This is a genomic window from Chitinimonas viridis (assembly GCF_030409555.1).
Lineage (GTDB): Bacteria > Pseudomonadota > Gammaproteobacteria > Burkholderiales > Chitinimonadaceae > Chitinimonas > Chitinimonas viridis.
The window spans coordinates 91300-106057 of the sequence record NZ_JAUFPU010000019.1 but is presented as its reverse complement, the minus strand read 5'-3'; the positions used below and the strand labels follow the sequence as shown (position 1 = coordinate 106057).

Below are 14758 nucleotides of genomic sequence, written 5' to 3'. Positions count from 1 at the left end.
AAGAAGGAACTTGGCGTTACAGCAGATAAATGTGTCAAGACACTGAAGGCTGAGATGCTGTCAGCGAGCGTCTGATCTGCAGAAGATGTGAGAAAAGGGGCTAAAAGCCCCTTTTTCGTATTTCCACTCGCACGCCCACTAACGCACGCCCGTCCTGAACCTCACCCCCTTGTAGATGAAGATCATCCCCTCGGGGGTGATCTCTTCCAGCCTGACCTCTGGTGTCAGGTAGTCGCCTTCGTGCAGGGGCTTGTTGTTGATCATCACCACCCTGTCCTTACGCTGGCTGGAATACGAATGCACCAGCACCGTCATGGCAGGTATGCCCTGGCGTAGCCCCGCTGGCAAGGTATCCAGCAACGGTGGTTCGCCAAGCGGCTGCGGGGCTGACGCAGTGGGTGCTGGCGCAGCAACAGGCGGCGCAGGCCTTGTGGTAACAGCGGCAGCAGGTACTGGTTGCGCTATCGGCGAGGGAGTAGGCGCAGGGTCTACCGGCACTGCTGGTGGCACATTGACCGCTACGGGTGGTGCCGCCGATGCAGTGGGCAGCGGCGCAGCCGCCTCAACCGGCTGGGCGGGTTCGATGCGTTGCACTACCGGTGCAGAAGCGGGTACCGCGGCATCCGCCTTGCGCCAGGGTTGCAGCCAGCCTATCAAGACGCCGCAGGCCACCAGTATCAGCGCCAAAATCAGATAGAACCATTGGGTGGGACGCACCTCCGGCATGGGTGCTGCCAGGGTGGTATGGAGCGTTGGCACCGCCCCCATCTTGCGCTCGCGCTCTGCTTTTTGCAGTGCGTCCAATATATAAGACATCTCAGTTCCTCCCACTCAGGCTGGGCGCCGCCACATCGCCCACCAGGCTGAGCCTGACCAGCGTCTGCGCACCTACCTGGCCATCCGGTGCCAGGCCTTGCGCCAGCTGAAACTGCTTTACTCGTGCGCGCAGGGCTTCGTCAAACACAGGGGGTGTGCCCGAGCGATGCTCCAGGGCATCCAGTTGCCTGGCCAGCCAGGCTACCAGCGTGCCACCATCGCCCAACCGTACGGCTCCCGGTGGCGCATCTGGCGCACGCCACAGCAAGGTATATCGGCCAGACCAATACCGCGCCAGCTCGGCAGGACTGATGCGCTGCGGCTGTCCTGCTATCAGCAGACCGACCGATTGTGCATCAAGGCTCTGCAGCAAGGCCGGCACCTCCCGCTCGGTCGCGTCCACCAGATACAGTACAGCGGGTCTATCAAACTGGCGCAACTCCTCCAGCCCGCCCCGCGCATTGCGGCAGCGCAATGCAGCCACCTTGGGGCAGCGCTCGGTCGGGTCGTAATCCAGCCCCCAGGCTTGGTAGAGGCCGGCAAAGGCTGTGTCTAGCGCCTGCGGGCGCGCCGCCTCGTCTGGCCAGCTCAAATCGGGCAGTACCCTGGCAGGTGGGGGACTGGGCTTTGCCACGGGTGGCGTGGCAACAACCAACGGTGCCTTCTTGCTGACCGGCGCTGCCGCAGGTGCGGCCACAGGTACAGGTGCCGGCACGGGCCCTGCGGGCAAGGCAGCTTGCTGCGCAGTAAACAACAGTTTCAGTCCCAAGCCTGCCAGGCCTAGCGTTGCCACGCCCGCCCAAGGCCACCAACGCGGGCCGGCACGCTTGTGGGCCAGCGGCAATACCTCGCTGGCAGCGCGTACCAGAATGCGTCGACTCACCGTCTGCTTACCCTCGGTGTAAGCACCCAGCAGTGCGCGGTCGCACAGCAGGTTGACCAGCCGTGGCACGCCACCGCTCAGGCGATAGAGCGTGGCCATCAGGGAATCCGCAAACAACGGTCGATTGCAGCCCGCCACCTGCAAACGATGCCGTACATAGGCGGCAACCTCGGCCCGGCTTAGCGCCGCCAGGTGGTACCGGGCCACCACACGTTGGGCCAACTGGCGCAATGAGGGCCGCGCCAGCATTTCGTCAAGCTCAGGCTGTCCTACCAGGATGATCTGCAACAGCTTGCGCTCGTTGGTCTCCAGATTGGTCAACAGGCGCATCTGTTCCAGCACCTCGGCCGAGAGATTCTGCGCCTCGTCGATGATCACTACCGCATGGCGACCCTGTGCGTGACCTGCCAGCAAAAAACTGTTGAGCGCATCGACCAGGGCCTTGATGCTGTGGTCCGGCGCAGGCGGCACAATGCCAAACTCGCTGCAGAGCGTAGCCAGCAGCTCTTCTGCAGTGAGCTTGGGGTTGAATACATAGGCCAGATCACAGCTGGCCGGTATCTGCTCCAGCAGGCAGCGGCATACCGTGGTCTTGCCCGCCCCCACCTCGCCGCTAAGCACCACAAAGCCGCCATCGCCGCTCAAGCCATAGAGCAGATGCGCCAAGGCTTCCTGGTGGCGCTGGCTCATATACAGGTAACGGGGATCCGGCGCGATGGAAAACGGCGCCTCGTTCAGGGCAAAGTGACGCAGGTACATGCGGGACAGGGCCATCAACAGAAGGCCCGCATTATCGCCGAATCAGCGCCGCGCCGCTGTCTTATGCAAGCACGGCCGACCCACCCGTGGCAAACAGGCGGCAATAACTGCCGTAGCTGGCAAAACAGCCACGGCAGCCGGGCCCGCTGCACTATGCCTTATACGCCGCCAAGGCCTGGGCCACCTGCTTGGTCAGCGGTTGAGCAGCATCGCCCATACCAAACTCGGCTTGCCAGGCACTCTTGTTGGCACCGATATAGGCCAGGGCCCGACCCAGGTTGTCCAACTGTCGTGGGATAAAGTTATCCGCTTGGTTGAGCAGTTCGGCCGATTTGGCAAAGTTGCCAGCAAACTCACGCACCGTCGCCACCACGCCTAGCGGCTTTTCAGCCAGCACAGCATCCAGCGTGGCAGCATCCAGGCTAGCCATATGCGTGACCGGGTCTATGGTCACCCCTAGCGCGCGCATGCCCTGCACACCGTGAACCGCGCCATTGAAAGGGCTGGTCAGGTTCTGCTCCAGCTCATGCCGCGTCACCTTGGCCGCACTGCTGTCGGCCAGGGCACCACCGGGCTGCATGTCTACCTCAAAGTCCTTGATCCAGCTGTTGTACTGTGCCACAAAGCCCTGCACTTGGGCCTTGACGTCAGCTGGCGCCATCTCGGCTGTCATTCCACCCAGGCTGGTGCCCAGCTGCTGCATCCGTGTTACGGCAGGCTGCAGACGGCTTAGCCCCTCATACTGTGCCTTGTAGCTCACTTCGCGGTTGTTGATCAGGCTCATCATGTTGTAGCCAGCCTGCGGGTCAAACAGGGCCATGTTGTACCCAGCCGGGTTCAGGCCACCTACCTGTGATTTCGCCGTAAGGTGGCTGGGCGACAGAATGGCATCCAGGCCTGTGCTGTTGCTACTCTGGGTGCCGAATACGCCATCCAGCCCCCCACCCTGCTCACCATTGCCGCCAACCGACCCCAGCAGCGCCCCCATGGCCTGTGCCTTGAAGCTGGCCAGCTTGACCGCAAAATCCTCATGGGCCGTATCCGCCGTCTTGCTATCGGCCACAGCCTTGTTCAACTGGGCGTAGTTGAAACCGCCCGCTTCTATACCTTTGATCGCCATATTGCCTCCTGCGTCAACTTGCACGCCCCCGCAAAAACCTAAGCAATAATCGAGCCAAAACAGTAAGTTAACCCAATCATCACCAGCCCAACAGTGTGGCGCGTCTACCTTCCTCAGATAGCTGCAAGGTCTACCATCGACCATTTGTGCCATAACTTGAGCAAGCCGTATGCCGCCCGTGTTTGGCGCCACTGCCTACCTCCCAATACTGGCTTGCTTTCAAAGCAAGAAAATACCCCCCACTTTTCGTCACCACCAGTTAACCCATTTACCGCAGCAGCACCGTTTAACCCAGCAATGCCGCTCACCCTAAGGAAGCAACATGTCACACGCACTCTGGCGCGCTTGCCTGGCCAGTCTGGCCACCCCCCTGCTGCTGGCCGCCTCGCCGCCGGTGATCAATCTGCCCATACCGCAGCCCATCATCAGCGGCACCCGTGGTAATGAGGTGCCCATACAGCTACAGCAACTCGACGTCCGCGTCCGCGTGGCCGGCAGCCAAGCCGAGACCACCCTGGACATGACCTTTCACAACCCCAATGGCAGGCAGTTGGAGGGCAATCTGCAGTTCCCGTTGCTACCGCACCAGCAAGTTGCCGGCTTCGCACTGGACATAGACGGCGCCATGAGGCCAGCCGTACCGGTAGAAAAAGCCAAAGGGCGCGAGGTCTTCGAGTCCATAGAGCGCCGCCAGGTCGATCCTGCCCTGCTGGAATCCACCGCCGGGCACTTCTTCCGCCTGCGCATCTACCCCATCCCCGCCCAAGGCGAGCGGCGGGTGCAGATACGCGTCAGCGAATCCATCCCCCGCGACGGTCAGCAATACAGCTACCGCCTGCCGCTGGACCATTTCAACGCGGTAGCCGATTTCCGCCTTGCCGTCGATCTGCCCAGCAGCCATGCTCCCAAGCTGCAAGGCGCGCTGACCCAATTACAGTTCAAGCCCAGTGCGCAGGGCTATAGCGCCGTACTCAGCCGTGACAACTTTACCCCGCGTGGTCAGTTGCAGCTGCAATGGCCGACAGCTGCAGCGCCTACCGTCTACCGCCAGCCCTTCGATGGCGAACACTTCTTTGTGGCCGAACTGCCTGTTGCCGATACCGCCACACCGCGCACACTACCCCGGCAGATAGGCCTACTGTGGGATAGCTCCAGCTCTGGCACCCGCCGGCAGCATGCGGCTGAACTTGCCCTGCTGGACCGCTACTTTTCCGCCATGGGCAATGGCGAGGTGCGCCTGGTGCGCCTGCGTGACCGGGCCGAAGCTGCGCAGCATTTCCGCATCGTCAACGGTAACTGGGAGGCCTTGCGCAGCGCGCTGCAGGCCACCCAATATGACGGTGCAACCGCCCTGGACGGCTGGCAGCCCCACCCCGGCACCGCCGAATACCTGCTGTTCTCCGACGGTCTGGCCAACTATGGCAGCGGCAGCTTTCCCAAGCTGGCCAGCCACCAGCGGCTCTATGCCATAGACAGCAGCAACGGCGGCGACAGCACCCGCCTTGGCGCCCTGGCCAGCCTGTATGGCGGCCGTGCCATCCAGCTTGGCAGCGCGCAGGACGTGCCGCTGGCCGCAAAAAAACTGCTGAATGACGAAGCCCGCATCGTCGGCCTGGCCGCCGACAGCGCCGAGCAATTGGTGGCCGCCTCGCCCTATGCCGAGGATGGCCTGCTGCGCATCGCCGGCCGCCTGCGCAGCGCCAATGACACCTTGCGCATCAAGCTCCTGCTCAACGGCCAGGCAAGCGAGCAACGCATCGCCCTGCGTACCGATGCCCCCGAGCACCCCCACGCTGCCAGCCTGTGGGCGCGTTACCGCATTGCCCAATTGGGTGCCGAGCCACAACTGAATCAGAGCGAAATCACCCGCCTGGGTAAGCGCTTCAGCCTGGTCACCGGCGAAACCTCCTTGCTGGTGCTGGATAACGTGGACGACTATGCCCGCTACGACATCACGCCGCCGGCCGACTACCTGCCCCGCTTCGAGAAAATCCGGGCAGGCCTAGTGCGCATGCGCGTGCAAGCCCGCACCAAGCAGTTGGAAGACGTAGTGCGGGAATTCCAGGAGAAAATCAGTTGGTGGGAACAAACCTGGCCCAAAGGCAACCCACCACGGCCAAAGCCAGCAAAGCGCCAGGCAGAAGCAGAAATAGGCACGGCCGGCATGGCCGCCGAGATGGCCGGTGCGCCGCCCATGGCAGCCGCAGCCCCTATGCCCGCCCCCGCACCCGCCAGTGCAGTTCGCAGCAAAGCCGTGAGCGCTGTAGCCGATGACAACGGCGCGCCGCCGGCCGATATCAGCATTGCGCTCAAACCCTGGCAGGCCAATGCCCCCTATGCCCGCCGGTTACGCGCCGCCACCAGCGAGCAGCGTTACCAGATCTACCTGGACGAAAAGCCCAGCTATCTCAATAGCAGCGCCTTCTACCTGGATGCCGCCGATATCTTTCTGGACAAAGGCCAGCGCGACTTGGCGCTGCGCATACTCTCCAACCTCGCTGAAATGGACCTGGAGAACCGGCAAGTGCTGCGCATACTGGGCTACCGCCTGCTGCAAGCCGGCTCGCCGGAGCTCGCCGTACCGGTGTTCGAGCGCGTACGCCAGATGGCCGAGGAGGAACCGCAGTCTTTCCGCGACCTGGGGCTGGCCTACGCCGCACAGCAGCGCCACCAGGACGCCATCGATACCCTCTATGAAGTGATTACCCGTCCCTGGGACGATCGTTTTGCCGAGGTGGAACTGATCGCCCTGGCCGAACTCAACGCCATCGCGGCCCATGCGCCCACCAAGCTCGACACCCGCCAGATAGATGGCCGGCTGCTACGCAACCTGCCTCTCGACATCCGTGCCGTGCTGACCTGGGATGCGGACAACAGCGATATGGATCTGTGGGTCACCGACCCCAATGGCGAGAAATGCTATTACGCCCACCGATTGACCTACCAGGGCGGGCGCATGTCACGCGACTTTACCGGCGGCTATGGGCCAGAGGAGTTCTCGCTTAAGCAAGCGAAGCCGGGCAAGTACAAGATTGAAGCCAATTTCTATGGCCAGCGGCAACAGGTAGTGAGCGGCGAAACCACCCTGCAGCTCAAGCTCACCACGGGCTTTGGCAAGGCTACCGCCAAAGAGCAGATGATTACCCTAAGGCTCAAGGGAGAAAGCGAAACCGTGTTTGTGGGCGAATTCGAAGTCACCGCAAAACCCGGCAAATAGGCCACAATCAAGCTGAATCCGGGTAGAGTCGCAACTAGCCGGATTCAGCGGCACTTGGTCTCATAAGGTCGCTGTCAGCGTAGCCAGTACGTGGCCGCCAAGTGCTAGCCGATAGATGCAACACCGCATTGTGATCGCACAAGGCTGCTGAAGCAGCCTGTTCGAGCGTAATGCCCAAGACAACACAACCAATACAGACAAGCCCATCCACATGAAACACCTTGCCCCACTCTGCTTGCTGCTCGTCCTGGCTAGCCAGGCCCAGGCCGATCGCCTGCAACTGCGCTTCGGCAGCCCACTGCCCAAGGAAGCCCTCAATTGCCAGCAAGATCCGCTGCTAATGGGCCAGAAGCCACCCAAGCTGGTGCTGGGCGAATCTGATGTACTGACCTGGTCAACCGAAACGCTGCAAATGGTCATCGACCCCAAGCGCTTCAAGGCCAGCAAGGCCGACAAGGAAATGATAAACCGCTGTTTCGGCCTGTATATCGATGGCGTACTCCTTACCACCGGCCCGGTCGTCTGGGCCAAGGACACCCGCACCATCAGCCAGCCCGTGGTCGTCGCCCAAGATGCCAAGGAAGGCCTGCTGCTGCGAGTACTCAGCGGCAACCACGCCATGGCCCGCCCCTATGCCCTAGGCCGCATGTACTCTGCACTCTCTACCCGGCCAATGATCGCCCCACCGCCCATCCAGCAATAAACAAAGGGCGCCCGAAGCGCCCTTTGTTTCAGCTACAGCGGCAGTTCACGGCCTGCGGGCTAGCCAGCACCCGCCAATCTGCGCCCCTGTCGTGGTCGAAATACAGTGATGCCATGGCACACCGAAAATTCACCTTACCCTACTCATTTCGTAAGTGGTTTGAATTTTTCCATCGCCTTGCGCACCTTAGGTGCCACCACCGCCATGCAGTAGGGCTGATAGGGGTTGGCGTCAAAATACCCTTGATGGTAGGCCTCGGCCGGCCACAGGGTGGTGACAGGAACCAGCTCTGTAACGATAGGCCCGGCCAGATCGCCATCGCGTGCCAAGGCTGCAATGGCCGCCCTGGCTTGCTGCTCCTGCTCGGCATCATGGTAAAAAATCGCCGACCGATACTGCGTTCCCACGTCATTGCCCTGCCGGTTCAAGGTTGTCGGATCGTGGATGACAAAGAAGACCTCAAGCAGGTCGGCATAGCTAATAAGCGATGGATCGTAATGCACTTGCACGACTTCGGCGTGGCCGGTGCCGCCATTGCAGATCTGCTTGTAGCTGGGATTGTCGGTATGCCCACCCATATAGCCCGACACCACGCGCAACACCCCGCGCAAGCGGCTGTATACCCCGTCCAGGCACCAGAAGCACCCTCCGGCCAGTGTGGCGATTTGCTGTGTCATGCTGTGCTCCCGGACAATGGGTTGACGCAAGTTGGTCGTACTGTGTTGATCGGCCTTACAGTACCAGAGCCTTACAGCACCAGATTTACCGCCCGTACCAAGGCACCAGGCAAACGGGCACTGGCGCTGGAACGCGCACCATAGCTGCCTGGGTCGGCCAGCAGCTCACGCTCTAACGTCAATGCTTCCAGTTCGCTGCCCAGCAGGCGGTAAATCGAATCATCAAAGCGCATGACATTGAGCGGCGCCACGATTTCGCCATTCTCCACCCAGAAAGTGGCAAAACGTGTCATGCCTGTGACACGGCCGGCCATGCGATCCGAGAAGTTCAGGTACCACAGGTTGGAGACATACAGCCCCGTCCCCAGCGCCTTCAGCACGTCCCGATGGGGCAGGCTGCCGGCCGCCACGTCCAGCGATTCACTGCTCTCCCACGCGCCTGCACCGTTGCCGGCGATACCGTATTCCTTGGCGGTGCGCGGGCTGACCAGGCTGCCGGCGTACTTGCCTGCGCTGATCAACGGCACGCTGTCGGGCTTGATAAAGCCTTCGGCCTGGAATGCTGGCGCCAATCCCTGCAAGGTATCTTCGGTTACCGTCAGCATGGGCGAGAAGCTGAGTTCGCCATCGGCCAGCTTGAGCAAGGGGCTGCGCTTGGCGCGTAGCTGCTTCTCGGAATACCCACCCCAGTTCAGCATGGACATCAGCTCAGCCAACGCGGCTGGGGTAAAGTAGGCGCGGTAGCTGCCTGGGGCCAAAGTCTTGACCGGGCGCTTCAGCAGCGCCAGCTGCTCACGCGCCTCGGCAATTTCAGTCCGCAGCTGCTCACTGGACCACACCTTGCCGGCCGAGCCCCGCTTTACCGCCTTGTCGCCATGGGCGTACAGGCTCCAGTCGAAGTTCCAGCTGACGGTCTCCTGCCAATTGAGCTGGCCCTGGCTATTGGCAAAGCCATATTGCACCGGGCCTGCGGCCAATATGCCGACCAGATCCACGCCCGCCGCAGCGGCCAGTATATCCGCCACCATGGTTTCGCTAGGCGGCAGTGCCGTGGCATCCAGCCGTTCACTACTCTGTGGCACCGCGTTGAGCAGCATATAAGGGTCGTCTGCCACATCCTGCAGGGCTGCGCGTAGTTCTATCAGAATGCGGTCGATCAGGGGCAGATCATCGTCATTGCCAGCCAGCGACAGATTCTGGCTGACGTGCTTCTCGCCCTGTACCAGCTTGATATCGAGGTAGGATTGCGCGACCTGGCCGGCCTGCCTTACCTTGCCGTGGTTGAAGCGAACAAAATCGGTACGTTCAGCCGACAGCCACAAGGTAAAGGCCTCACCGGCCTGCAACTGGCTGCGCAGATGCTCTGCCAACCGGGAAAAATGCGCCCGCATCAGGCTTCTCCTCCAAATACATCCACATCGGCAAAGACACAGGCGGGCGAGGCATGGCCCACACGCACGGCCTGGTTGGGTTCGCCCTTGCCGCAACTAGGCGTGCCCATCACATCAAGGGTCGCGGCATTGCCGACAGCCTTGAGCGATCGCCAGAAGGTGGCCGATATCCCGCGATAGCCTGGGTTCTTCACCACGCCCTTGAGTTCACCGTTCTCTATCAGCCTGCCGTACTCGCAGCTGAACTGGAACTTGTTGCGCGAGTCGTCGATGGACCAGCTCACATTGGTGTTCATCAGCACGCCACGCTCTATGCCCGCCACCAGTTCATCCATGCGCTTGTCGCCCGGCTCGATATTGAGATTGGCCATGCGGTCTATGGGCGGACGGTTCCAGTTGCAGGCGCGGCTATTGGCCACACCGCCGATATCAAAACCAGCAGCGCGGGCGCGTGCTTGCGATATCTCGCCCCCCAGCGGTTTCTGCAACACACCATCGGCGATCAGCCAGACCTTGTCAGCCACCGCACCATCGTCGTCCCAGCCATAGGCGGCAAACTCATTGCGCTGGCGTGGGTCGTAGGTGACGTTGAGCAAGGGGGAGCCGTACTGGTAGTGACCGAACATATCGAGGGTCACAAAGCTGGTGCCGGCGTAATTCCGCTCGTCACCCAGTATGCGATCCAGTTCCAGCGGATGGCCTATGCTCTCGTGTATCTGCAGCATCATCTGCTCGGGCATCAGCAGCAGATCCATGGTGCCGCTGGGGCAGTTAGGTGCTGCCAGCAGTTCCAGCGCCTCATCCGCCACCCGGCGCCCAGCGCCCAGCAGGCCAGCCTCGGACACGATCTCCATGCCGCCCTGGCGGCAGATACCGCCATACTGACCACCCAGGCTACGGGTCTGCGACTCACCATCGGCAAAGGCAGTGACCGAGAGGCCAGGTATCAGCATCTGGAAGGCCTGCTCCACCGCACCACCCCCCATGGTCACATAGCGCTGCCGTACGGCCAGCCTGGAGAGTTCGGCAGACCAATCCACAATACGCTCATCGCCAGCCTTGGCAGCGGCAGATTCATCCAGCAGCAGATCCAGCAAAGCCTTGCGATTCCAGTCCAGTGCCTGTTCGGCACCCGGCCCCAGGTAACGCCCTTCGGGCTTGGGCAGGCGTATCTGGCTGTAGTCGTACACGGCATGGCCTGCCGTGGCCTCCGCCCAGGCAGTTGCCCTGTCCAATGCAGCCTGCAAGCCGGCACTGGAACAATCGGCCGTCGCGGCATAGCCGTAACCACCCTTGTGCAGCACGGTGATCATGGCGCCCCGATCCAGCCTGCGGCGCAGTGGCTCAGCCACGCCCTGGCGCACGGCCAGCGTTTCGCCGTCTTCCTCCACATAGCGCAGGGCGCAAAAATCAGCGCGCGTTTTCAGCGCCCGGAAGCGCTGTTCCATGGTGTCGAACATAAGGAGGGTTCCGGTAGGCGGGACACCAGCGGTGCCCACGGTTGAACAATGGACAGATCATACCGGGCACCGGGCGCCCAAGTCATGCCGCAGTGCGATTCCCCAGCCAGGCACCGGCGAGTATCAGACACAGGGCCACAGCGGCCTGCCAGCCAAATTGGCCGCCGCCGAATGCCGCCAGCAGACCGGTGGACAAGAGTGGCGTCAAATAGGCCAGTGTACCGATTGCGCGGGCATCGCCCCGCTTCAGTGCGGCATCCCACAGAAAGAATGCCGCTCCCATGGGGCCCAGGCCCAGCAGACCCAGCCAGGCCCATTCTGTCGCCCCTATCCGGTAAGCCGGCTCCAGTGCCGCATGCGCCAGCAATGACAGCAAGCCCGATGCCATGCAAAAGCCCCCCACCGCCCCGGTAGGAAATGGCGGTACGCGCTGTGTCAGCAAGGAGTAGGTTGCCCACATGACCGCTGCAATGGCAGCCAGCACATAGCCAAGTAGGTGCTGGCTGCCAAGCGATACCACGCCTTTGCCAAGCACGATCAGCACACAGCCCGACAAACCCAGCAGCCCACCCAGCACATGCCGACCAGTCAGCCGCATATTGGGCAATATCAGCGGCGAGAGCAGTACGATCAGCAAGGGCCACAGATAGTTGATGAGATTGGCCTCCAGTGCTGGGGCATGGCGTAGCGCCAGAAACAGGCAGAAGTGGTAACCGAACAGGCCATAGCAGCCCAGCAACAAGGTCTTGCCGGGTATGCGCCAGTCGCGCCAGCGCGGCAGGCCGCACAAGCCCCCTATGCACAGCGCCACTCCCACCAGCAGAAAAGGCGGGACGCTCGAGAGGCGAACGGAGATCAAGGCAAGCGAACCCCAGAGCAGGATGGCCGCAAGCGCGCAGAGTGTGGAGGTAGACAGGGTAGGCATGCTCATCATGATTGCCGACTTGGCGCTGGCGGTCTTGCACTATCCTGCAATGGCTTCGGCCAGGCAGCGCGCATGGCTATTTGCCGGCCTCGAAGGCCTGTGGGTATTGGCGGCCATACCAGTTGCGCGCCGTATCATGATCCAGCGACAGAAAGGCGCGATAGCCCGGCAGCAAGGGATAGCAGGCTGCCAGCAGCAGCAGGCCGGCACCGAATACCAGATAGATTTCCGCCACCCCATGCTGCAGCAGCAGCAAACCCGACATAGCCGGGCCCAGGGTGCCGGCCAGATGCATGACCATCAGGTTGCTGGAACTGAAGCGCCCGCGAAAATCTTCGGGCACGGCCAACAGGCGGTGGGTCTGACCCACCAATTGCACCACCGACAAGCACAGGCCAGTCGCAAAGAAGCAGAGTGGCAAGGCTATGCGCACATCCAGCACACCCACCAGGCCCAGGGCCATGCCCTCCCCCATCAACGCGCCCACGGCGGCCCGATAGCGGCCAAAGCGTTGGGTAGCCCAACGTGCCGCCACTAGGGCCCCCAGCAGCATGCCTGCAGAAAGCGCCGCCTCGCAGGCGCCCAACCAGGCCGGCGAAAGCGACAACGACTGCACCCGCAGCGGAATCAATATGCCTATGGCCGGGCCAAAGAACAGCATGGTCAGGAAAGCCATCCCAGTCCAATAGCGTTCTACCGGTATCACCCACTTGGCCCGCAGGCCGGCAAGCAGCTCCCGCCCCCAATGGCGCTGCCGTATTGTTGCCTGGTAGCTGCCGGTTGGAATGCGGAAAGCCGCCCAGGTAGCCACGGCAAACATCACCACATGCAGCCACAATGCCGCCTGTACACCAGACCAAGCCAGCACCAGGCCTGATAGTGCCGGCCCCAGCATGCGACCCAGGGATTGGGCGCTCTTCTGCAGACTGAGGGCATCTGCGAGCTGCTCACTGCCTACCAGCTCGGCGGTGATGGTCATCGCAGCGGGCTGCATGACCGCGATGGCCACCACGGCAACCATCTCCAGCGGTATCAGAACCCAGAGCTGATAGGGCCAGAACTGCGCCAGAAGCGACAGCAGCAGGGTCTCGACCGTCAGCACGATCAATCCGCTTCCCAACAGGGTGCGCTTGGGATGACGATCGCTCAACGGCGACAGCAGCGGCATGGCAACAAAGATGGTGACCGACATCATCACCCCATAGATGGCTAGGTCCTTGGCGCCGCCTTGCTCTGCCACCCACCACATCACGGCGATATGGCCCACTAGCATGGAGAGCACCGTCAATACCTCGCTCACCAGCAGTAGCCGGAACGGTTTCCCCAATGCCGCCATGCGTTGTCTGTTTGCCGCCAGCATACCCAACCTCCTGATACCCGCCAGCATCGCACTCTGGCCCAGGGCTTGCACAAGCGCAGACTCGGGTGTTAGGGCTTGCCACTCATGGGTGATCCGTCGTCGGATTCGGCCCGCCGAAAAGCACCGGGAAACTGCCGCCCATACCAGCCACGTACCTCTTCATGGCCCAGCGCCAGGAACTCGCGGTAACGCGGCACCAGGAAATAACCAAAGGCGAAGACAAATTCAGCCAGGCCGAACACCACATAGACCTCGCGCACCGGTATGGATGTCAGCGCAATGCCGGCCAGACCGGGCCCCAGGGTACCGGCGATCTGCATGACCATCATGCTGACGGCCACGATGCGGGCACGGAAATCCTCGGGTATGGCCAGCATGCGATGCGTCTGGCCCACCAGCATGACCATGGCCAGGCCGACACCGGTTACGGCATAGCAGATCACCAGCAGGTAGGGGTTGCTGGTAAATCCGGCCAAAGCCAGTGCCAGCCCCTCCAGCATGATGCCGCCTATGGCAGCGCGATAGCGCCCCAGGTAATCGGCCAGCCGGGCAGCAATACCCAGCGCCCCTGCCAGCATACCTAGCGACAAAGCCGCCTCACAGGCCCCCAGCCAGGCTCCCGACAAGCCCAGTGACTGGACCTTGAGGGGCACCAGCATGCCCACTGCAGGCGTAAAGCAGACCATGACCAGAAAGGAAATCGCAATACGCCCACGCTCTATGGGTATGCTCCAGGTAGCGCGCAGGCCAGCCCGCAAGTCCCGCCACCAGCGCTTGGCGCCCCCTTCGCCAGGGTGTCTGGCAATGCTGGGAATACGCCAGGCCAGCATGGCAGCAGCCAGCACCATCACCCAGTGCAGCCACAATGCAGCAGCCGTGCCAGACACCGCCAGCGCGGTGCCCCCTAGCACCGGCCCGATCAAACGGCCAAAGGCCTGGGCACTTTTCTGCAATGCCAAGGCGTCGGCAAAGCGTTCGGCCGGCACCAAGTCGGCCGCGATACTGAGCGATGCCGGCAGTATCAGCGACATGGCGATCACCGGCAGTGCTTCCAGCGCAATAACCAGCCAGAGATGGTAGATGCCCAGCGTAGCCAGGGTAGCCAGGACCGCGCCTTCGGCCGCGAAGATCAACAAACCCAGGGTAATCAGCAGGCGCTTGCTGTAGCGGTCGCCCAAGGGCGACAGCAAAGGCATGGACACAAAGGCGACAACCGCCTGCACCACCGCATACAAAGCCAGATGGCCGGCGCCACCCTCGTGGACTATCCACCAGGGCACCGCCACGCGGGCCACCATCATGGCCAGTAGCATCAGTGCATCGCTGAGCAGCAATGCTCGAAATGGCAGGCCTACCGCATCCAGGCGCTGCCGCAATCCATCCAGCATAGGGGTTTAATCCAGGCGGCATCGCCCTGGCAGGCAATGCGAAATGTGGGTCGGCGACT

General features: G+C 62.1%; 11 protein-coding genes. 2 read left to right on the top strand and 9 right to left on the bottom strand.

Annotated elements, in window-relative coordinates:
* Nucleotides 1–138 precede the first annotated feature (138 nt).
* The 3 genes from QWZ03_RS19165 to QWZ03_RS19155 all read right to left on the bottom strand — a co-directional run bounded on the left by QWZ03_RS19165 (nt 139) and on the right by QWZ03_RS19155 (nt 3578).
* Nucleotides 139–816: a general secretion pathway protein GspB gene (locus tag QWZ03_RS19165; RefSeq protein ID WP_290334229.1), complete on the bottom strand. Its 678-nt coding sequence runs from the start codon at nt 814–816 to the stop codon at nt 139–141.
* Nucleotide 817: 1 nt separating this feature from the next.
* Nucleotides 818–2473 carry an AAA family ATPase gene (locus tag QWZ03_RS19160; RefSeq protein ID WP_290334228.1) on the bottom strand — a complete coding sequence of 552 codons (1656 nt, stop codon included), beginning with the start codon at nt 2471–2473 and terminating at the stop codon, nt 818–820.
* 136 nt (nt 2474–2609) lie between these two features.
* Nucleotides 2610–3578, bottom strand: coding sequence for a flagellar filament capping protein FliD (locus QWZ03_RS19155; RefSeq protein ID WP_290334227.1), 969 nt, complete (start codon nt 3576–3578; stop codon nt 2610–2612).
* A 322-nt stretch (nt 3579–3900) separates the two neighbouring features.
* Here QWZ03_RS19155 and QWZ03_RS19150 point away from each other — a divergent pair, with 322 nt between their 5' ends.
* Nucleotides 3901–6795, top strand: a complete 2895-nt coding sequence (locus QWZ03_RS19150) for a DUF2135 domain-containing protein (protein WP_290334225.1) — start codon at nt 3901–3903, stop codon at nt 6793–6795.
* A gap of 211 nt (nt 6796–7006) precedes the next feature.
* Complete coding sequence (locus QWZ03_RS19145; protein WP_284195873.1) at nt 7007–7498, top strand: hypothetical protein; 492 nt, start codon at nt 7007–7009, stop codon at nt 7496–7498.
* Nucleotides 7499–7641: 143 nt separating this feature from the next.
* On the opposite strand, the gene msrA is transcribed toward QWZ03_RS19145, so the two are convergent.
* The 6 genes from msrA to QWZ03_RS19115 form a co-directional block, all read right to left on the bottom strand.
* Nucleotides 7642–8175 carry a peptide-methionine (S)-S-oxide reductase MsrA gene (gene msrA, locus QWZ03_RS19140; protein ID WP_290334223.1) on the bottom strand — a complete coding sequence of 178 codons (534 nt, stop codon included), beginning with the start codon at nt 8173–8175 and terminating at the stop codon, nt 7642–7644.
* A gap of 71 nt (nt 8176–8246) precedes the next feature.
* Nucleotides 8247–9566, bottom strand: a complete 1320-nt coding sequence (locus tag QWZ03_RS19135; RefSeq protein WP_290334222.1) for a TldD/PmbA family protein — start codon at nt 9564–9566, stop codon at nt 8247–8249.
* Nucleotides 9566–11026, bottom strand: coding sequence for a TldD/PmbA family protein (locus QWZ03_RS19130; protein WP_290334221.1), 1461 nt, complete (start codon nt 11024–11026; stop codon nt 9566–9568). Before QWZ03_RS19130 ends, QWZ03_RS19135 begins: the two co-directional genes overlap by 1 nt.
* An 82-nt stretch (nt 11027–11108) precedes the next feature.
* Nucleotides 11109–11960: a DMT family transporter gene (locus QWZ03_RS19125; protein ID WP_290334220.1), complete on the bottom strand. Its 852-nt coding sequence runs from the start codon at nt 11958–11960 to the stop codon at nt 11109–11111.
* Between the two features lie 67 nt (nt 11961–12027).
* Complete coding sequence (locus QWZ03_RS19120) at nt 12028–13311, bottom strand: MFS transporter (protein ID WP_290334219.1); 1284 nt, start codon at nt 13309–13311, stop codon at nt 12028–12030.
* Between the two features lie 68 nt (nt 13312–13379).
* The gene (locus QWZ03_RS19115; RefSeq protein ID WP_290334218.1) at nt 13380–14699 is read right to left on the bottom strand and encodes an MFS transporter; all 1320 of its coding nucleotides are present in this window, start codon (nt 14697–14699) and stop codon (nt 13380–13382) included.
* Nucleotides 14700–14758: the final 59 nt, after the last annotated feature.

Coding starts and splice junctions, on each gene's coding strand:
- QWZ03_RS19150 (WP_290334225.1), top strand. CDS start 3,901: ATGTCACACGCACTCTGGCGCGCTTGCCTGGCCAGTCTGGCCACCCCC.
- QWZ03_RS19145 (WP_284195873.1), top strand. CDS start 7,007: ATGAAACACCTTGCCCCACTCTGCTTGCTGCTCGTCCTGGCTAGCCAG.
- QWZ03_RS19130 (WP_290334221.1), bottom strand. CDS start 11,026: ATGTTCGACACCATGGAACAGCGCTTCCGGGCGCTGAAAACGCGCGCT.
- msrA (WP_290334223.1), bottom strand. CDS start 8,175: ATGACACAGCAAATCGCCACACTGGCCGGAGGGTGCTTCTGGTGCCTG.
- QWZ03_RS19165 (WP_290334229.1), bottom strand. CDS start 816: ATGTCTTATATATTGGACGCACTGCAAAAAGCAGAGCGCGAGCGCAAG.
- QWZ03_RS19160 (WP_290334228.1), bottom strand. CDS start 2,473: ATGGCCCTGTCCCGCATGTACCTGCGTCACTTTGCCCTGAACGAGGCG.
- QWZ03_RS19135 (WP_290334222.1), bottom strand. CDS start 9,566: ATGCGGGCGCATTTTTCCCGGTTGGCAGAGCATCTGCGCAGCCAGTTG.
- QWZ03_RS19120 (WP_290334219.1), bottom strand. CDS start 13,311: ATGCTGGCGGCAAACAGACAACGCATGGCGGCATTGGGGAAACCGTTC.
- QWZ03_RS19155 (WP_290334227.1), bottom strand. CDS start 3,578: ATGGCGATCAAAGGTATAGAAGCGGGCGGTTTCAACTACGCCCAGTTG.
- QWZ03_RS19125 (WP_290334220.1), bottom strand. CDS start 11,960: ATGATGAGCATGCCTACCCTGTCTACCTCCACACTCTGCGCGCTTGCG.
- QWZ03_RS19115 (WP_290334218.1), bottom strand. CDS start 14,699: ATGCTGGATGGATTGCGGCAGCGCCTGGATGCGGTAGGCCTGCCATTT.